This window comes from Agrobacterium sp. 22-214-1, from assembly GCF_053522465.1.
This window is the reverse complement of record NZ_JBNWCK010000006.1, coordinates 48951-67511: the sequence shown is the minus strand read 5'-3', so window position 1 is coordinate 67511 and position 18561 is coordinate 48951. Positions and strand designations below refer to the sequence as shown.

Here is an 18561-nt window from a genome sequence, read left to right as displayed (position 1 = left end):
GACATGGCGATGAAACTCACACGCGAACATCTTGCCGATCTAGCCGTTGGCGCGGCTTTTCTCGGAACCGGTGGCGGCGGCGACCCCTATGTCGGGCGCATGATGGTGCAGCAATGCCTGGACGAAAGCTGCGAGGTCGAGTTGATCGACCCCAGTGAATTGCCGGACGACAGCCTCGTCATCCCGACAGCCATGATGGGTGCGCCGACCGTGCTGGTGGAGAAAATCCCCTCCGGCGAAGAGGCCATCTTCTCGCTCCGTCGCCTTGAGAAACGGCTCGGCAAAAAAGCCGGCTACACCATGCCCATCGAGATAGGCGGCATCAATTCCACCATTCCGCTGGTCGTCGGCGCCCGGCTCGGTCTGCCCATCGTCGATGCCGATGGCATGGGGCGCGCCTTTCCGTTTCTGGAAATGGAGACATTCGGCGTTTACGGCATATCCGGCTCCCCCATGGCGGTGAGCAACGAGTGGGGCGATTGCGCGCTGATCGAAGCCGTCGATAACAGGCAGATGGAATGGCTCTCCCGCGCCGTCGCCATTCGCATGGGCGGCTGCGCCTATATTGCGGAATATGCCATGAGCGGCGCGGAGGTGAAGCGCACGGCCATTCCCAATACGCTGACACTGGCGATCCACATCGGCAAGGTGTTGCGCAAGGCGCAGGAGGACCACATCAATCCCATCGAGGCGCTTCTCGGTTTCCTGCCATCCACGCTTTACCGTTACGGCCGCGTCATCTTCAAGGGAAAGATCGTCGATGTGATGCGCGAAACCAAAGCCGGTTTCACCATTGGCCGCGCCCGCATCGAAGCCGTCGCGCCATTCACCTCGCAGATGGAAATCGAAATCCAGAACGAGAACCTGATCGCAAGGCAGGATGGCAGGGTAAAGGCCATTGTGCCGGACCTGATCTCGATCATGAACACGGAAACCGCCGAGCCAATCACCAGCGAAAACCTGCGTTACGGCCAGCGCGTCACCGTGGTCGCCGTCTCCGTGCCCGAGATCATGCGCACCCCGGAAGCGCTCAACGTGTTCGGCCCGGCCTGCTTCGGCCTGAAGGAACCCTTTACCTCCATCGAGGAGATCGACTGACATGGCAATCATCACGGAGCAGGACATAGACGATCTGGCCGTCGGCGCGGCCGTTCTCGGCACCGGCGGCGGCGGCGATCCCTATATCGGCAAACTTCTGGCCAAGGCCGCCATCGAAAAATACGGGCCGGTGGACCTGATCGCGCTCGACGCGGTGCCCGATGGCGCAGCCGTCGTCGCCTGTGGCGCAATGGGAGCGCCCACCATCCTCATCGAGAAAATCCCCTCCGGCGAAGAGGGCGACCTTGCCCTTGAGACCTATGAGGACCACACCGGCATCGATGTCGACGCCATCATTCCCTTCGAGGCGGGCGGCATCAATTCCATGATACCCATCGTGCTGGCGGCCAAAAAGCGCGTGCCCGTCATCGATGCGGACGGCATGGGCCGCGCCTTCCCGCAGCTTGAGATGGAAACCTTCAATGTCTACGGCGTGCCGGCAAGCCCCGTTGCGGTGGCGGACGAACGCGGCAACCGCGTGCTGATCGAGACCGAAGACGCCGCCAAGGCCGAGTGGCTGGCCCGCGGCGTGACCATCCGCATGGGCGGGCAGGCCTATATCGTCAATTACGGCATGGATGGCGAGACGGCAAAACGCGTTTCGGTACCAGCAACCATGTCGCTTGCCATCGGCATTGGCCGGACCCTGCGCGAGGCGGCCTCCGGGCACCACGATCCGGTGCGGGCGCTTGTCGATTTTTTCGCGGGCACGCATTACGGCCATGCCGAAATCATCACCTCCGGCAAGGTCTGCGATGTCGCCCGCAAGGAGGAAAACGGCTGGTCGGTGGGGATTGCCACCATCGAACCCTTCGACACCTCGAAACCGAAAGTCAAAATCCGCATCCAGAACGAAAACCTCGTCGCCGAGGAGGAAAGCGGCCGCGTGCTCGCGATCGTTCCCGATCTCATCACCGTGCTCGACATCGACACGGCCGAAGCCATCACCACCGAGAGGCTGCGTTATGGACAGCGCGTGAACGTGCTTGCCGTGCGTGTGCCGCCCATCATGCGCACGCCGGAAGCGCTTGCCGTCTTCGGTCCCGCCGCCTTCGGCCTGCCGCAAGCCTACCGGCCACTCGGCTCTTGACGAATGCCCGGCATCAGGCGCTGATAATGCCCTGCCCTTTCCGGATGCCATTCCGGCTGGGGCCGGTCGTTCAGTGACGAAAGAGGACCGATGCCAAGCCGTGTCTTGCGTGAAAAGCCGTTGCATGCCGTAAGAACCTTTACCGGCGCCGGGTTGCGCTTCAGCCCGCCGCGCATGCTTTTTTCAGGCATCGAAAGACCCTATCTGCTCTCCAAGCTGGCCGCAGGGCTTTCCAGACAGATCGTCGTTCTTCGCGCCCCGCCCGGTTTCGGCAAGACCGCCCTGATGAAAGCGGCCTATGAGCGTCTGGTGGACGGCACCCTCACTTTGCCGGGCATGCGCGATACGGCGGTTTCCCATTGTTCCTGGCTCAACGCGTCCGGAATTGCGTCCCCTGAGCGTTTCGTCGGTGAATTGCGTCAGTCGCTTGGCCTTGCCGCAATGGCGGACACGCAGGATGCGATGACGGACGCCATGGAAGCAGTGGCGCGGCGTGAGGGCCTGACCATTCTTTTCATCGACAATGTCGACGAAATCGACACCGGCAGCCGATACCGGCTTCTGGAGCAGCTCATTCTTTCCGCGCCCGATGCGCTCCGTATCGCCTGCTCGTCCTGTTCTCCCGCGCAATTGCCGCTTGCCCGGCTGAAGGCACGCGGGGTATTGACGGAGGTGACGGCGCGAGAACTCGAATTCGGGCGATCCGACCTGCGGCGGCTTCTGGCCCGCGGCGCGATGGCGGCGCTCGTCGATCCCCTGATGGAAATTACCCGTGGCTGGCCAGCGCTGGCGCAACTCGCCACCGGCATCATGACCGGAGGCCCGACGGAAGAAGAGCGGCGCCTGTTGCTCGCCGGGACCCATGCCGATTTGATGGACTACACGCGCGAAACCGTCATCAACCGGCTTTCTCCGGCGCTCCTGTCCACCCTGCGCCGATTGTCGCCTTTCTCGGAATTTCGTCTTGATCTCGCCTCCGACCTCGGTTTGCCCGGCTTGACGGAAGAGGATCTGGCCATGCTGGAGACCATGCATCCCATTATCGAAAACGGGCCGAATGGCTGGCTCTCCCTGCACCCCGTGCTTCGCACGTGCCTCGAACGGGACACCGCCTTCGTTTCGGAAACGGAAAAGAAGACGTTGCATCGCCAGGCCGCCCTCTGGTTTGCAACCCGCGCCCATCTGGAACGCGCCGTTTCCCACGCCGCCCAGAGCGGCGATTTCCATATGGCGGAAGAAATCATCGGCAAGGCCGGTGGCGTCGATATTTTCCTGCGGGCCGGGCATCAGGTGCTGGAGCACCTGATCGATAATTTTCCGCCGGAAATCCTGCATGCATCGCCCGGCCTGATGGTCTGTTATGCCGTGGTGCTCTCCAAGCGCGGCAATGCGGCGGCCGGGCGCGAACGGCTCGATATTCTGAAAGAAAACGGCGAATGGTCCGCTGCCGCACTTGCGGCCGTCGACCGTAGCGTCCTCGACCATATCGACAGCCTGATCGATGTTTATGAAGACCGCCGCATGAGCCCAGCCGAGGCGCAACGGCTGGAACGGGCCGCCGCCGCCCTGCCGCCGCATGCCACGTGGGAACTCGCCTGGCTCTTCAACCACCTCTGCATCATTTATACCCGGACCGGCGAGCTTGAGGAGGCGCGGCGGGCGGCGCTGAAGGCGCTCGGATATTACCGCGAGGAGAAAACGCCCTATGCCCAGGTCTTCATGCTCATCCACCTCGGCCTCGTCAGCACGCTGACCGGTGAATTTTCCGCAGCCCTGCAATTTTGCCGGGAGGCCGAGGAACTGGTGGAGCGGGTGCACTGGACGGACAGGAACCTGCTCGCCATCGTCCGCCTCGCGACTGCCGACGTGCTTTATCAACAGGGTGAAGTGCTTCATGTCGAGCAGACCCTGACGGAATGCGTGGAGCCGCTGATACGCGGCGAAAGCTGGGTCGACCTTTTCATGCGCCTGTTCTGGCTGCTGGCCCGCAGCCGTCTTCAGGTCAGCGGCTTCGACGCCGCCGCTGCCGCAATCGACAAGGCGGAGGAAGTGGCGGTGGAACGCAACCTGCCCCGCCTGAAGACCGCGGCTGCGATCATGCGTGTCGATCTGCTCGTCAGGGCCGGCATGATCGAGTCGGCGACGCAGGCGATGGAGCGGGCGGAAACCCTGAAACAGGCAGGCGGTCCCGGCAACTGGACCTGGCGCGAGGCCTATGATTTCGACATCGCCAGCGCCCGGTTCGCGCTTGCGCAGGGGCAGGCGCCGCAGGCGTTGCTAAGGCTCGAAGCCCTGATCCTTTCCGCCAAGGCGTCCGGCCGCGCCTATCACCGCATGCTGGCCGAAATCATGGCGGTACAGGCATCGTGGAAAGCGGGCCGACAACAACAGGCCTTCGCCTATCTGCAATCGGCCATCGCCCTTGCCCGCGCTCACGAGGCGACCCAGCTCTTTACCGATGAGGGGCACGATCTTGCCACCACATTGCGCGCCATCGTGCGCCGTTTCGGCCTGAAGGTATTCAGCCCGAACGCGGTGGAATTCATGAGCCGCATCGTCGGACACGGCCTTGGCCGCCAGCCACGTATGGTGATGCCGCTGGGCGGCAATGACGACGGCGCAACACATGCCGCCGGACTGCTGAGCGGGCGGGAAACCACCGTTTTGAAACTTCTCTCCGAAGGCCGCAGCAACAAGGAAATGGCCCGCGATCTTGGCCTTTCGGAAGCGACCGTGAAATTCCACCTGAAGAACATCTACGCGAAGCTTGGCGTCAGCCGGCGCGGCATGGCCGTCTCCGTCAGCAAACATCTCAAGCTGACCGACCGCGAATGACGCCGACATCGATATGCGATGTCGGCCGGCTCACATGAGGTTCGTAAATTGGACTATCCTTGAACCAGGTTGAGGCAAATGACGGTCCTGTCATCGCTGAATTCCGCCGTTGTCGAACCTTTGACGGACGGATACTCACGCAGCTTGTGAAAATCCGCCGCCTCGACACGCGCGAATTCCGCTTCCCAGGCCGCAACATCCGTCCCCGCCGGCAGGGACAAATAGCCGTCGGAGAATATTTCAACGCTCGAGAGCCCGTCTTTGGCGATGCGGACATCAACCGTCCCCTCCTGCATGACGGTTCCGCCATTCACCGAGGCGTAACCCAGTACATGCCCATGCCGGTTTGCGAATTGCGGCTGGACACGGATTCCACCCATCAGGAATTCCTCGACCGTTTCGATGTCGTTCTCAAGGCCGCTCATCCCGGCCGCGGCAATAACGACATTTTCCGCATCCCGTGCCGTCATGATGCCGTTTGCGACAGCCGAATGCAGGCCTGAGAAGATCGTCGCGCGCGTGCGCGCCTCGGCCGCATCGCCATCGCCGATGGCGGCGAGAAGCTGTTTGAACACGAATATACGCGCCGAAGTGCTTACCGTATCGATGAGCTTTGTGTGCTGAAACAGACGGGTACCATTGATCCTGACGCCGGAATCGCCCGCAAGCAGCAGGCGGAAGCTGTCGCCCATATCCGCCACGATCGCCAATGTGGTCGATGGCGGATGGCCGGCATTGATGCGCTGCGCCTCCTTTTTCAGGATATCGCTGATATTCTGAAAAAGCGCGGGCGCGGCGAGCGTTTCCAGCCTGCCGTCAAGGCTCATCTCAGCCACGGCATTGGCGGCGGCAAGGGCCGCGATGCGGCCGGAACTCAGCCCACCGTAACTTGCTCCGGTCGGGTCGGTCGCGCCGTCGAAAACGGCCAGGACCCGTCCGGGAATGAGAAGCGCCACATCGTCCCCCGGCTTTGCGGCGTTCTTGTATTTCGATTGCGAAAAGCTCGCGATATTCATCTTTCTGGTGTCCTTGCAGAGGGAGGCTGGCGGCGACACATGGGTCGCCGCTGCTGCAGTTTTGAATGATATTTGGATGGTTTCAGACGAAAGAGGCTTCCTTGTCTTCCGAAAGCCGGAAGACGACGAAGACGCAAAGTCCGGTGCTGACGAGAAGTAAGGTGGAAAGAGCCGCGGCCGTGCCGAACTCGCCGTCAATCACCTGAATATAGATCAGCACAGGCATCGTAATCGTCCGCGCCGTGTAAAGGATCAGCGTCGAGGACAATTCGTTGATGGCGGTGATGAAGCTCATCAAGGAACCGATGATGAGCCCCGGCAACATCAGCGGCACCGTCACCGATATGAACGTCTTTGCCGGCGAAGCGCCGAGATTGACCGCGGCCTCCTCGATGGAAGGCTTGATCTGCCGCAGGATCGAGGTCGTGGAGCGGACGCCGTAAGGCAGGCGGCGGATAAACACCAGCAGGATGATGATGAGTGCCGTGCCGGTAATGTCAAAAGGCGGATAACGGAACGTCGTGACGTAGCCGATCGCCATGACGACGCCGGGTATCAGATAGGGCACCATCAGCAGAAGATCGAGCGAGCCCGACACTGCATTGTCACGCCTGACCACGATGAAAGAGAGCAGGCCGGAAACGATGGCGATCAACACAACGGCGGCAATCGCAAAGGTGAAGCTGTTGGCAATCGCCTGCGGTGAATCGCGAAGAATGCGGGCATAGCTGTCCAACCCGAAACCGCCTGTGAAGACGGGGCCGTTCGTCGCGAGAAACGATGTGTAGATGACCGTAAGGGACGGCAGCATGGCGACAAAGACGACCAGATAGCAGAAACCGTGCACGATAAACGATTTTAGCGGGCGCATGGAGCGCTTTACCGGCCGGTTCGTCAATGAGCTGGCATAACGGCGCTTGGCGAGAATGTGCCGCTGCAACAGAAGTGCTGCCATGGAAATCGCAATCATCACCATGGAAATCGTGACTGCCATGGTCGGTGTGCCGGCCATTTCGGAGGTATATTGCGCATAGGCGATGGTCGAGAGCGTCCTGATGCCCTTACCGAGGATTGCCGGAGTTCCGAAGTCTGCGATGGACAATACGAAGCAGATGATCGCGCCGGTGCTGACTGCCGGAAAGACCAGCGGCAAGGTGATCTTGCGGAAACGTTCGAACGCCGTGCAGCCGAGGTTTTCCGCCGCATCCTCATAGGATTTGTTGATGGTGTTCAGCGCATTTTCCGTCATCAGGAAGATATAGGGAAAGAACTTGAGGCTGAAGACCATCACGATGCCCGGTATCCCGTAGATGGTCGGCAGTGAAATGCCGGCGAAAGACAGGAGATTGGTGACCGCACCGTTGGCACCGAACAGCATGATCCAGGCATAGGCGCCGATGAAGGGCGGCGCGCACAGAACCAGCACCGCGAAGGTGGCAATGAAGGTGCGGCCCTTGATGCGGTAACGCGAGGTGCAGAAGGCAAGCGGAATACCAAGCAGGCAGGCCCCCAACATGCCGAGCACGCCGATGACAAGCGTGTTCCACAATGCCACGGTATAAAAACGCCGCGTCAGCACCTGAACATAGTTGCCGAAACCGAAGTCACCCGTCTTGGCGTCGAAGAAGCTGATGAAGAACACGCTGAAAATGGGCAGGATCAAAAAGATTGCCAATATGACAACGGCAAATGCCGTCACGCTGGTCCAGAAGCCCGGCAGTCTCAGGCGGAAGCCGCCCGTGGTAGCGGTCGCGGTCATATCCGTCATGACAGGCGCTCCCCGGTAACGCCCTCACCGAAGAGCTTGGTATCGCCCGCAGCCCAGGAGAAAACCGTTTTCTGGCCGGGCTGAAGGGCGATGATATCGGGCGACGGCTTGGTGATCGCCTCGATTTCCTCTCCCGACGACAGCACCGCGGCAACATTCATCTCGCGGCCGGTGAAGCTGACCTGCCTTATGGTGACAGGCAGTTCGATGCGGCGTTCATCTTCGGTCGCAGGCGAGCCGACGGTAATCGCTTCGGGACGGATGGCGGCAACGACCGTTCGTTGCGGCGCAATGGCGTCGACCTGCGGCAGCCCCACACTGTGCCCGGAAATGGATATCTGCCCACCCGAACGATCCAGCGTCAGGAAGTTGTTTGCCCCCACGAAGGAGGCGACGAAACGGTTGGCGGGGTTGTTATAGACTTCCCAGGGCGCTGCGGCCTGCTGGATGACGCCGCCATACATCACGCAGACCAGATCGGACATGGCAAGCGCCTCCTCCTGATCGTGAGTCACATAAACCGTGGTAATGTTCATGGCCTGCTGGATTTCGCGCAGTTCGCGCCGCAGATCCACGCGCAGTTTCGCATCGAGGTTGGATAGGGGCTCGTCCATCAACAGCACTTTCGGATTGATGACGAGCGCACGCGCCAGGCCGACACGCTGCTGCTGACCGCCGGATAATTCATGCGGCATGCGCTTGGCGTAGGGAGCGAGCTGCACGATGTCGAGAATCTTGCCGACACGTTCGCGAATCTCGGTGGAAGATGCCTTGCGCTGCTTCAAACCGAAGGCGATGTTGTCGAATACGGAAATATGCGGGAAGACCGCATAATCCTGAAAGACCATGCCGACATCGCGCTTATGCGCAGGCACATGTTCGATCGCCTGTCTTTCGATGCTGATACTGCCGCTATCCTGCTGGTGAAACCCGGCGATCGTGCGCAGGAGGGTCGTCTTGCCGCATCCGCTCGGACCGAGGAGCGTAAAAAACGATCCCGAGGGGATGGAGATATTGATGTCGGAAAGGGCAACGACATCCCGGTAACTCTTCTTGATGCTGGTAATTTCCACGGCGGCCATGTGCTGCTCCATGACAGATCCTGCACGGCCCGTGACCACGCTGGACAAACGAAAAGCGAATTGTGAATGGGATAAAGGGGGACGGTCGCTTCTGCGCCGTCCCCGGCAATTATCTTACTGAACGTCGAGCAATGTCTCGTTCCACTTTTCCATCAGGCGCGCGCGGTTGTCCGCAGCCCATTTGAAATCGTATTTCGCGTCCGGAACATCGGACAGCGGAACGAGTGCCGGATTGGCGGGAACATCGGTTCGAACCGAGCGACGACCCGCCTTCACCACGATTTCCTGCGCTTCCTTGGAGACGATGAAATCGATGAAGGCCTTGCCATTGCCGGCATTCGGCGCTCCCTTCACGAGCGCCATGCCGTCAGGCGCGATTGCCGTACCCTCTTTCGGATAAACGATTTCGACCGGCGCGCTGCCGAGCTTGTAGCGCAGCGCGGCATCTTCTAGCGTAATGCCAACGGCCTGTTCGCCATCGTTGACGAAACGCGGCACCGCGCCTGAAGAGGTGGAAAGAACCGAGTTGCCGAGAATGCCGGTATAAATTTCCCAGCCTTTTTCCTCGCTGTCGAAATCCTGCAATACCGTCGCCATCTGAATATAGGCCGAGCCGGACTGGTCGGCGCGGGCCGACGAAATCAGGCCCTTATATTCCGGCTTTGCGAGATCGGCCCAGGACGTCGGAACGGGAGCGCCTTTCAGGGCCTCCTTATTGACGATAAAGGCCGTGACGACAGCCGTGAAAGGCACCCAGTTCGCGCTCGGTGAAAAGGCAGGGTTGATCGATGCAGCCTCAACCGGCTTGTATGGCTCGAAAAGGTCGGCGGAGAAATCGATAACCGTCCCGTCGACGCTCCAGATCACATCGCCCGCCGCTTTGCCGCTCTCCGCCTTGATGCGGTTCATCAGCTCACCGGACCCGGCTTTGACAAGCTCGACCTTGGTGCCGGTTTTCTTTTCGAACATGGGTAGCAATTCGTCCATGAGCTGCTGCGGGGCAGCGGAATAGACCACGACGGTACCTTCGGCATGAGCGAAAGCCGCGCTGGCAAGAAAAGTGGCGCCGGCAAAAAGGCGCGCGAAAATAGTGCATGATTTACGCATAAGGGGGCTCCGTTTTTTGTTCCCTGACAGACCGGCCCTGCGACATGATTTCTTTTTGATTTTGCCTGTCGCCACCCGCTGCCTATTATTTATTTTCTTTACGTAAATTAATTAGTCAAGCCGGAATTTATTTTGAATACGAAAATAAAATATCCTATTGAAAAAACACAATTTTTTATGATTTTCACTTACAACCCTTCAATCTCAACGACAGGTTTTCCGGCAAAACGAGGTGTACAATCGCGCGATTTGCGCTAATCATCCGGCGTAACTTCTCGCGGGGAGACTTGTTTGATCGATCTCGGCTACAATGAGCGGCGGCTGCTCGAGATTTTGCGCGGCAAGGGAGGCATGTCGCGTATCGAGCTGGCGCGGGAGATGGATGTTTCCGCACCGACCCTTACTCGCCTGACGGCCAATCTCCTGGAATCCGGCCTCATCGTCGAAGCGGAGGAGGCCCGCAATGACGGCAAACGGGGTAAACCCTCCACCGCCATCGAGATCAATCCGAACGGGCTTTTCACGCTGGGGGTCTACTTCAATCCAGACGATCTGCGTGTCTGCGTGGCCGATCTCAACGGCACGATAAGGCAGGAAATCAGATCGGAACTGGAAGGGCACAGTTTCGAGCATATTATGGCGATGGCCGAGGCATCCGCCCGGCAAGTGCTTGAAAAAGCGAAGATAAAAAAGAAAGATGTGCTGGGCTGCGGCATCAGCTTTCCCGGCCATTTCAAGCGGGATCGCGGCCATGTCTTTCGCATCAAGCAGTTCGAAAGCTGGCGCGATATCGACGTCGAAAAGGACTTCCAGCCCTATTTCGATTTCCCGGTCTTTCACGAAAATGACGGCAACACCGTCATTCTTTCCGAACTCTATTATGGTGCAGGCCGCAATATCCGAAATTTCGCGATGATCTGGCTGACATATGGCATCGGTGGCGCCCTGGTGGTGCAGCGCCATCTCTATCGCGGCACCAATGGCAATGCCGGCGAGTTCGGCGGGCTGTTTCCGAAGTCCCATCCCCGCCCATCGGGACAGGACCTGTGCGACACTCTGGCTGCTCAAGGCGTCGGCATTCGACGCCTGAAGGACATTGACGAAAGTTATGCCGACCATCCCGCCGTGGTGTCGTGGCTGGAGCGGGCAACGGATCAGCTTCGCCTTCTTTCATTGACGGTCGCCCGCACGATGGATCCGGCAGCCATCATTTTCGGTGGATCGCTGCCGGACTGGATTCTCGAACATATCGTGGGGCGTATCGGTTCTCTGGAAATACTCGGCGAAGATTTTTTCGTCGAGCCGCCGGAAATACGCAAATCGATCATGAGCGACCTGCCTCATCTGGGCGCCGCCAGCATACCGATCTACCGCGCCACCACGCCCAGCTATTATTCCGGGCGGGCGCTGAAAGGCTGGGCATGACATGCCATGGCCGGCAGAACTGTTTTCCCCATTGGCCTCCCTGTTGATGACGGGGGAAGCCGCTACCTGGATATGCGCCTCCGGAATTCCTCCGTGCCCTGCATGATCACCTCCACATCGAAACCGGAGAGCTTGCGCGCGATGTTACCGAAACCGAGGAGGCCGACACGACGGCCGATGAGTTCCTGCCCGACGAAACGGTCCCAGGCGCCACCACGCAAGGCGGCGGCGCCTATATGCATTCGGCAGCGGTTTCATTGGACGTCACGCTCCGGCGTGGCTGCCCCAAGCATAGGGAAACAGCCCGAAAGGCCCGCCAGAAGAGCCGCTACCGTGCGATCGCGCGGTTTTTGGCATTGTGAATATGCTGCTCCATCGCGGCGGCTGCAGCGGCTGGATCGCGTGAGGCGATCGCATCGAGAAGGTTCAGGTGACCGTACATCGTTGGCAAGACAAGCGGAGGATTGAGCTGCGTGTGTGCCTGGCGGATCAGCCGGATTTTTATGGCGTTCACACGGTAGATATTGGTGAGGATCGAATTCTGCAGGGAATCGCGAACCTCCAATGCATGTATCTAACATGTTAGTAAGGTTGCCAATGAGATTCAATCGCGGTCGAAGATGAAATTCGAAAATAGACCATTCAGGCTCGAGGCGACTGAAATGCCCGCGTGATCCGTCGCAGCACGGCGTTCGCGTGATCGCCGGTAACCGCGGAAATCATCACCACGTCCAGTTTTGAAAGCTGTGGGAGCAGGCCGTCCCTCACCTCCCGCAGACCGGCAGGCGCTACACTTCGCGCCAGCAGTGCGACGCCGATCCCGGCTTCGGCAGCCGCTCCCACCGCCGTTGCCCCGGTTCCGACGAATACCTCACGCCAGGCGATGTCCGCCGCTTCCAGCGCCCGAAGGGCCATGGCTCGCAAATTGCAGGGTTCCGGTTGAAGCACCAGCGGCACCGGCAGGTTCGACGGCAGATCGAAATCCGCGCTACAGTACCAGCCGAAGCTTTCCTGAAACAGCAACTCGCCATCGCGGCGAATGTCGTCATGCCGCAACACGACGATCGCATCGAGCGCGCCGGCATCGTAGAGTTCAAGCAGGGTCCTGGTGCCGGCGGTGCGCAGATGAAGCGTAACGCTCGTCTCACGCTCGCTGATCACCCGGAGTATCCGGGGCAAATCGGCCCCGATCAAATGATGCGTGAAACCGATCGCGAGACGGGTCGGCTCCTGCCCAAAGACATCGAGCGCACGCCGGCCGGCCGCGACATAAGCACGCGCGGGCTCCAGAAAGCGTTCGCCGGCGGCCGTCAAACGCACGCGGCGCGGCGTCCGTTCGACGAGGCGATGCCCCAGCATGTCCTCAAGCCGGCGCAGGCGCAACGATATCGCCGCCTGCGACGTGTTCATCACGCCTGCAACCCGTGTGAACGACTGCAATTCGGCAACGAGAAGAAAAGCCTCGACGGCCTCGGGATCCAATGAGCGCATGTTTTGCATAACAAGCTGTTATCGCTGAAATGCGCAAGCCCCTAATTCTATCGGGTTCTCACGAGCGCTATTGCACGAAAACTCTCGATAGGAGCTTTTCGTGTCTTCACAGATTTCCTCGACCTCGCCCACGCCCGTCGCCGACCGCCGGATCTGGGCAGTCCTTGCCGTCGCCGTCGCAACGCAAACCGCCGGCTCGTTCGTATCGCAGGGGATTTACATCCTCGTGCCCTTCTGGCGGGAAGCATTCGGTATCTCCCTCGCATCCGCATCACTGGCCGTGACGGTCATGAACGGTGTTCAGATCATGACGATGTTCACGCTCGGCCGCGCCATCGATATTCACGGCGAGCGCCGCATTGTCGGCATTGCCATGCTCGGCATGGCGCTCGCGATGGCCTGCGCGGCGTCATTCGCAAACAGTCTGCCCGCGCTGCTTTTGTGCATCGCGTTTCTGGGCGGCACCTATGCCGCTGTCCAACCGGGCGGCACACGGGCGATCATGCGCTGGTTCCCGCCTGCCAAACGCGGCATAGCGACAGGGTTTCGGCAGGCCGCGGTTCCTTTCGGAACGATGATCGCGGCCGCCCTCCTCCCGTTCATGGCGGTTCGTTACGGATGGCATGCAGCAGCGTGGCTCTGCGCCGGTGTTTCCGTCATGGGCGCCGCACTCTTCTGGGGTCTCTATCGCGAGGGAGGCGATGTGGCCGCAAAAACCGAGCGCCCGCTTCCCCTGGCAAAACTCGCCCGCGAGGTCGGGCAGAATCCGAGCTTCTGGCCCGTATTACGGCTTGGTATCGCCATGTCCGCGTTTCAATTCACCCTCACCGCACACGTCATCGGCTTCATGGCGGATGGATTGGGGCTTGGCCTCTTTGCCGCATCGTCCATGTTTGCCGCAACGCAGCTTGCGGGCATTCCTGGCCGGATTTTGTTGCCATGGCTCAGCGACCGCTTCCGGCCCGGCCTTCGCACGCAATCCTTCGGCCTGGTATCCGTCATTGCCGCAGGCGCTGCCGCAATCCTCGCGGCACTGCCCATCGGCGTTCCGACGTCGATTATCCTCATCGTGCTTGTCGTGCTGGGAATATTCGGGATCGGTTGGTTTCCACTTTATCTTCTTCAGATCGCCGAAAGCGCACCGAAAGGTTCAATAGCGTCGACGATCGCCTTCGCTTCCACGATCTGCCTGGGTGTCATGGCAATCGGCCCCTATATATTCGGCCTTCTGGTCGATCATCTCGGCTACGGGGCAGCATGGTTCGCACTGATCGTGCCGGTGGTCGTAACAGCACTGCCCCTCACAATCTCATCGCCGCGCCTGCCGAAAGCTCAGATCGGCTCTTCATAAAACGGGATAGGCGCGGCGGCAATCGAAGACATGAAAGTGACGGTAGCCTTCAGGAAAACCTATGCGGCTGCCGCCTCGGCACCCTGCTCGAAGTCGTGCAGGTGAAGAGCGATTTCAAAGCCCCGACGTTTCAGCCAATGGGCAACGACCCTCGCGCGGGCGCCCAGCAGGTCATCCACCAGAATGACCCGTGCGCCGCGCACGGCAATGGTGCGATAGGCGACACCGAGAAGCTGGCCGCCTTCCGAAGAAATCGAACCTTTAAGGTGGGAGGCTGCGAATTCTTCCGGTGTTCTCACGTCGAGAAAATAGGTCGTTCGCGCCGTGTCCCGCAGCCATGTCCCGGCCGTGGCGCGATCGATGAACTGCAGCCCGTCATCGCGGGAAAATGCCTCCAGACGCGTCTTCGCGATATTTTTCGCATCGTCGCTGGCGGGCGGATATGTCTGCGAGCGCCCCGTTTCCAGCTCAAACCCGTCGTCGGTCCAGCCGCGCGTGCCATCGTGCAAATAGCTGACATCGTTTTCAACACCGGCGTCGATCAAGGTCTGCGCGCCGAGGATAGCACGGGGAAGGCCCGCGCAGGAGACGACAACCCGTGTTTTGGGTGATGGCACGAGGTCGGAAAACCGCAGCAGAAGCTCGGCACCGGGTACGCCGATGGCGCCCGGCACATGTGCCTTTTCATATTCCGCTATGGTGCGGGTGTCGATCACGACAACATCTTCGCCGGCTTCCTGCCACGCCTTCAGTTCACGGGCAAAAACCACGGGCGTGTTCTTTTCACCCCGGACCTTCTGGACGAAAGGAACGCCGGGAATATCGAATGTCGGCAGGGCGTCGATGCCGCCGTCGATCCATGCCGGAATTCCTCCCCGCAGAAAATGGATATCGCTCCAGCCTCTGGCGGCCAGCCGTTCCGCCGCCTGCTCCGCGCTTCCCGTGCCATCGTCCACCAGAACGGTCCGCACGACGGGACGCGGAATGAAGCGGTCGATTTCCGCCTCCAGCCTTTCAGCCGGAAGGTTGGTCGCAAACAATGGAGAAGCATACCCCACCTCTTCTGCGGGGCGAATGTCGAGAACGGCAAGTTCCTTGCCATCTGTCAGCCACTCGATGAGACGGTCTTTGGTTACGGCATGTACGGACATTGCATATCCTCCTGACAAATTCTGGTTTTTCACATCGGGTTTCAAGCGGTCGGATCGAGCCATAGATCGCCGAAACTCCAGTTCAGCCCCTGCGCGCCGGTGACGTAGTTCCGGACGCGCCTGTGCGCCACGATCTGGCTTCCCGCCGCCACAAGATCGACGGAGGCGACGTCGTCATGGATGAGATGCTGGAACCTGCTCCAGGTCACCCAGCGCTTTTTCGGATCGGGCTCGATGGCCGCCGCCTCCAGAAGCGCATCCGCCTCTGGATTGGCGTAGTTGGCCGCGTTGGAAAAGGGCAGCCCGATCTTGAAATTCTTGCTCCAGTAAGCGCGCTGGATGCCGAGCGACGGATCGAAGGTGTTGGAAAGGGATTCCACGACCAGATCGAAGGCGCGGTCCGTGTAGACCGTCTTCAGATAGGTCGGCAGGTCGTATTTGCGGATTTCGACGGCAATGCCGATCTTTTCAAGCTGGCTGCGAAGGACGTCGGCAAAGCCGGGCGTCAGATAGGAATTATAGGTCAACCGCACGGGAAAACGCTTGCCGTCGTCCTTGCGGGGATATCCCGCCGCATCGAGCAATCTTTCCGCTTCCCGGGGATCATAGGCATGGGCCTTGACGGACGCATCATACCAGTTCGGCAGGGCGGTGCTGACGGGGCTCGGCGATACCTGCGCATAACCGAAGAGCGCCACATTGACGATTTCATCGAGATTGATCGCCTTCGCAATGGCCAGGCGGACGTCTTTCTTGCGGAAGATTTCATTATCGTAATTGAAAAACAGCTGCTGCTGCGGGCCCGCATAAGCATAGGTGTTCGTATCCAGAACGAGATCGGGGTTCTGCTTCAATCGCGCGAGATCCGCCAGCGGCACCGGGTTGTCGCCAATATCCACTTCTCCCGTTTCCAGCGCCACCGCCCGCGCGGCCGGATCGGTGATGATGCGCAGGATGATGCGATCGAGATAGGGTTTGCCGGCATCCCAATAGTCGGGATTTCGTTCGAAGATCAGATGGCTGCCCGGTGTCCATTCCGTCAACCTGAAAGGGCCGGTGCCAATCGCGGTCTGCAATGTCTGGCCATCGGCTGGCTTCAGCTTTTCGAAAATATGCTTGGGCACGATCGGCGATTCCGAACTCGATTGCGCGGCAATCAGAAATGGCGCCGGTTTGGACAGCACGATAATGGCGGTCAGGGGATCCGGCGTCTCCACCGCCTCGACGTTCTGATAGGTGATGCGGCCGCGCGGATGAGCTTCCTTCAGACGAAAAATCGAAAACGCGACGTCTTCCGAGGTGAAATCCCGACCATCGTGCCATTTCACATTTGGGCGAAGTTTGAACGTATAACGAAGATGGTCATCCGAAACGGACCATTCCGTTGCCAGCAGCGGCTGCGGCTTCAGGTCGAAATCGAATGTCAGAAGACCTTCAACGATCTTCGGGCCGATTGCCTGTCCGGTCCCCGATGAGGTGTTGATGGCGAAAAGCGCGTTGCCGGGATCGACACGATAGAGCAGCCTGAGCGTGCCGCCGGAGACGGGCCGGCCCGCGTCGCCATTCGCTGCGAATAGCGAACCCGGCAGGGCCGTTCCTGCCGTTGCCAGAAGAAGCATCCTGTTGAACTGGCGGCGTCCTATCGTCATGAAAATCCCCGTTTGAAAACGTCGTTTCGATGACGAAAGCATCAGGGCAAATCAGGGTTTCCATAAGAAGAAAATTCTTCTTTGCCGCCAAAGAAAACATTTGTTGCAGAATTCTATTTCAGCACGCATGCAAACACGCGCCAAAATTTGTGCCGAATTATCCATTTTGCCCAAATCCTCGTTGCTTCCCTGCGGCCGACGGCGAATGAGAGGAAATCGCACTGGTGTTTCGTTTTAAATTCCCATGGAAATGTTGTTTCACTGAAAAATCGGGATTGAGTAGGACATTGCTCGGCAGATGGGTCGGCGAAGCATATCAAATGATACACCTCACAGACTGTCCAATCCCCGCCATGGGCCCCGCGGTCCATCACCAGCATTACGGAGTTTCTTAGCGATGACTTTGACCAATCCGATTACCAAACTGGAAATACCGCAGCAGCGTGTTGAAGCCCGTTATGGAACGCAGGCCGATTTTTCGCCGCCTTTCTGGAACGACACCATTGACGCCTTGCTGAACCACCGCACCGCCCGCGCCTATCTGCCGAAAGCTCTGCCACAGGGCAGCCTGGAACTTCTGGTCGCAGCCGCGCAATCTGCACCCACATCGTCCAATCTTCAGGCGTGGAGCGTGGTAGCGGTTCAGGACAAGGAGCGAAAGGCACGTCTGGCGGGCTTCACGGGCGGCAACGCCCATATAAAGGATGCACCTGTTTTCCTCATCTGGCTTATCGACCTGAAGCGGCTGCGCACGGTCGCTTCAAACCAGGGAAACAAGGGCGAAGGGCTGGATTATCTGGAAAGCTTCCTGATCGGCGCCATCGATGCGGCGCTGGCAGCGCAGAATGCTGTTGCCGTAATTGATTCACTCGGCCTTGGCTCCTGCTATGTGGGCGGTATCCGCAACAGACCGGAGGACGTGTCGCGCGAACTGAACCTTCCCCCCGAGACGGTTGCCGTCTTTGGCCTGACGGTCGGTTATCCTGATCCGGCGGTGAAAACCGATGTCAAACCGCGCCTGTCGCAATCATCCATTCTGTTTCATGAAACCTATTCGGAACCGGCACGCGACGATCTCAATTCTTACGATGAGGTCCTGAAGGTGTTTCAGGAAAAACAGGGCCTGCCGCAAAACGGCTGGACGGCGCCCATCGCACAGCGTGTGGAGAACGCCGCCGCGCTGAAGGGCCGCGCGGAACTGAGCCAGACATTGCGTCGCCTCGGTTTCGGTATCAAATAAACTCCGTTGCGGCTGACGGTATCGAACGCAGACGCGCCACCGGCTCGGCAATGCCAAGCGCCGGCCAGGGGCAGCGCAATCTCTCCCGAAATCGCCGATTTCGGGAACTGATTTTCTATAAAATTAGTAGATATAGAATGACCGGTCTTCCTTTATACCGCTCGAAGGCCTTACGATCCGTTCCAGACTGCTTCTGAACCGCATCCCGCCACCGTCCTCAATCGCCGCCCGCACAGACCGCCGAACCAATCAATAACC

At 59.6% G+C, this 18561-nt stretch carries 15 protein-coding genes; 6 read left to right on the top strand and 9 right to left on the bottom strand.

The genetic code is table 11. The annotated features are described in order from the left end of the window. Positions 1-9 precede the first annotated feature (9 nt). The 3 genes from ACQZ5G_RS19790 to ACQZ5G_RS19780 all read left to right on the top strand — a co-directional run bounded on the left by ACQZ5G_RS19790 (position 10) and on the right by ACQZ5G_RS19780 (position 5023). Positions 10-1098: a DUF917 domain-containing protein gene (locus ACQZ5G_RS19790; RefSeq protein ID WP_448742676.1), complete on the top strand. Its 1089-nt coding sequence runs from the start codon at positions 10-12 to the stop codon at positions 1096-1098. Between the two features lies 1 nt (position 1099). Continuing rightward, positions 1100-2188 (top strand): DUF917 domain-containing protein, encoded by a 1089-nt coding sequence (locus ACQZ5G_RS19785; protein ID WP_448738733.1) that lies wholly within the window; start codon positions 1100-1102, stop codon positions 2186-2188. 90 nt (positions 2189-2278) lie between these two features. Beyond that, positions 2279-5023 carry a LuxR C-terminal-related transcriptional regulator gene (locus tag ACQZ5G_RS19780; protein ID WP_448738734.1) on the top strand — a complete coding sequence of 915 codons (2745 nt, stop codon included), beginning with the start codon at positions 2279-2281 and terminating at the stop codon, positions 5021-5023. Between the two features lie 53 nt (positions 5024-5076). Here ACQZ5G_RS19780 and ACQZ5G_RS19775 read toward each other — a convergent pair whose 3' ends face one another. From ACQZ5G_RS19775 to ACQZ5G_RS19760, 4 genes are all read right to left on the bottom strand, one after another. After that, the gene (locus ACQZ5G_RS19775; protein WP_448738735.1) at positions 5077-6039 is read right to left on the bottom strand and encodes a hypothetical protein; all 963 of its coding nucleotides are present in this window, start codon (positions 6037-6039) and stop codon (positions 5077-5079) included. An 82-nt stretch (positions 6040-6121) separates the two neighbouring features. Further along, entirely contained in the window at positions 6122-7807 is a 1686-nt protein-coding gene (locus ACQZ5G_RS19770; protein ID WP_020812367.1) for an ABC transporter permease, read from the bottom strand. Beyond that, positions 7804-8901, bottom strand: coding sequence for an ABC transporter ATP-binding protein (locus ACQZ5G_RS19765; protein WP_448738736.1), 1098 nt, complete (start codon positions 8899-8901; stop codon positions 7804-7806). Before ACQZ5G_RS19765 ends, ACQZ5G_RS19770 begins: the two co-directional genes overlap by 4 nt. A gap of 102 nt (positions 8902-9003) precedes the next feature. Further along, complete coding sequence (locus ACQZ5G_RS19760) at positions 9004-9996, bottom strand: ABC transporter substrate-binding protein (protein ID WP_003521817.1); 993 nt, start codon at positions 9994-9996, stop codon at positions 9004-9006. 291 nt (positions 9997-10287) lie between these two features. Between ACQZ5G_RS19760 and ACQZ5G_RS19755 the strand changes: the two genes are divergently transcribed. Next, positions 10288-11421, top strand: coding sequence for an ROK family transcriptional regulator (locus ACQZ5G_RS19755; RefSeq protein WP_003521818.1), 1134 nt, complete (start codon positions 10288-10290; stop codon positions 11419-11421). 62 nt (positions 11422-11483) lie between these two features. Here the strand turns inward: ACQZ5G_RS19755 and ACQZ5G_RS19750 are convergent, their stop codons facing one another. The 3 genes from ACQZ5G_RS19750 to ACQZ5G_RS19740 all read right to left on the bottom strand — a co-directional run bounded on the left by ACQZ5G_RS19750 (position 11484) and on the right by ACQZ5G_RS19740 (position 12921). Further along, positions 11484-11663 carry a hypothetical protein gene (locus ACQZ5G_RS19750; RefSeq protein WP_003521819.1) on the bottom strand — a complete coding sequence of 60 codons (180 nt, stop codon included), beginning with the start codon at positions 11661-11663 and terminating at the stop codon, positions 11484-11486. Positions 11664-11749: 86 nt separating this feature from the next. Further along, the gene (locus tag ACQZ5G_RS19745; RefSeq protein ID WP_003521820.1) at positions 11750-11986 is read right to left on the bottom strand and encodes an FCD domain-containing protein; all 237 of its coding nucleotides are present in this window, start codon (positions 11984-11986) and stop codon (positions 11750-11752) included. A 77-nt stretch (positions 11987-12063) separates the two neighbouring features. Beyond that, positions 12064-12921 carry a LysR family transcriptional regulator gene (locus tag ACQZ5G_RS19740; RefSeq protein WP_035238920.1) on the bottom strand — a complete coding sequence of 286 codons (858 nt, stop codon included), beginning with the start codon at positions 12919-12921 and terminating at the stop codon, positions 12064-12066. Positions 12922-13012: 91 nt separating this feature from the next. On the opposite strand from ACQZ5G_RS19740, the gene ACQZ5G_RS19735 reads away from it, so the two are divergent. Continuing rightward, positions 13013-14263, top strand: a complete 1251-nt coding sequence (locus tag ACQZ5G_RS19735; protein WP_448738737.1) for an MFS transporter — start codon at positions 13013-13015, stop codon at positions 14261-14263. Between the two features lie 59 nt (positions 14264-14322). Here the strand turns inward: ACQZ5G_RS19735 and ACQZ5G_RS19730 are convergent, their stop codons facing one another. Both ACQZ5G_RS19730 and ACQZ5G_RS19725 read right to left on the bottom strand, forming a co-directional pair. Then, positions 14323-15414, bottom strand: coding sequence for a rhodanese-like domain-containing protein (locus ACQZ5G_RS19730; RefSeq protein ID WP_448738738.1), 1092 nt, complete (start codon positions 15412-15414; stop codon positions 14323-14325). Positions 15415-15455: 41 nt separating this feature from the next. Further along, the gene (locus ACQZ5G_RS19725; protein WP_448738739.1) at positions 15456-17063 is read right to left on the bottom strand and encodes an ABC transporter substrate-binding protein; all 1608 of its coding nucleotides are present in this window, start codon (positions 17061-17063) and stop codon (positions 15456-15458) included. 397 nt (positions 17064-17460) lie between these two features. Here ACQZ5G_RS19725 and ACQZ5G_RS19720 point away from each other — a divergent pair, with 397 nt between their 5' ends. Beyond that, positions 17461-18303, top strand: coding sequence for an NADPH-dependent oxidoreductase (locus ACQZ5G_RS19720; RefSeq protein WP_448738740.1), 843 nt, complete (start codon positions 17461-17463; stop codon positions 18301-18303). Positions 18304-18561 lie beyond the last annotated feature (258 nt).

Bases quoted from the DNA above. Each gene is read 5' to 3' on its own strand.
- ACQZ5G_RS19790 (WP_448742676.1), top strand. From the start codon at position 10: ATGAAACTCACACGCGAACATCTTGCCGATCTAGCCGTTGGCGCGGCT.
- ACQZ5G_RS19785 (WP_448738733.1), top strand. From the start codon at position 1,100: ATGGCAATCATCACGGAGCAGGACATAGACGATCTGGCCGTCGGCGCG.
- ACQZ5G_RS19780 (WP_448738734.1), top strand. From the start codon at position 2,279: ATGCCAAGCCGTGTCTTGCGTGAAAAGCCGTTGCATGCCGTAAGAACC.
- ACQZ5G_RS19775 (WP_448738735.1), bottom strand. From the start codon at position 6,039: ATGAATATCGCGAGCTTTTCGCAATCGAAATACAAGAACGCCGCAAAG.
- ACQZ5G_RS19770 (WP_020812367.1), bottom strand. From the start codon at position 7,807: ATGACGGATATGACCGCGACCGCTACCACGGGCGGCTTCCGCCTGAGA.
- ACQZ5G_RS19765 (WP_448738736.1), bottom strand. From the start codon at position 8,901: ATGGAGCAGCACATGGCCGCCGTGGAAATTACCAGCATCAAGAAGAGT.
- ACQZ5G_RS19760 (WP_003521817.1), bottom strand. From the start codon at position 9,996: ATGCGTAAATCATGCACTATTTTCGCGCGCCTTTTTGCCGGCGCCACT.
- ACQZ5G_RS19750 (WP_003521819.1), bottom strand. From the start codon at position 11,663: ATGCATATAGGCGCCGCCGCCTTGCGTGGTGGCGCCTGGGACCGTTTC.
- ACQZ5G_RS19740 (WP_035238920.1), bottom strand. From the start codon at position 12,921: ATGCAAAACATGCGCTCATTGGATCCCGAGGCCGTCGAGGCTTTTCTT.
- ACQZ5G_RS19730 (WP_448738738.1), bottom strand. From the start codon at position 15,414: ATGTCCGTACATGCCGTAACCAAAGACCGTCTCATCGAGTGGCTGACA.
- ACQZ5G_RS19725 (WP_448738739.1), bottom strand. From the start codon at position 17,063: ATGACGATAGGACGCCGCCAGTTCAACAGGATGCTTCTTCTGGCAACG.
- ACQZ5G_RS19720 (WP_448738740.1), top strand. From the start codon at position 17,461: ATGACTTTGACCAATCCGATTACCAAACTGGAAATACCGCAGCAGCGT.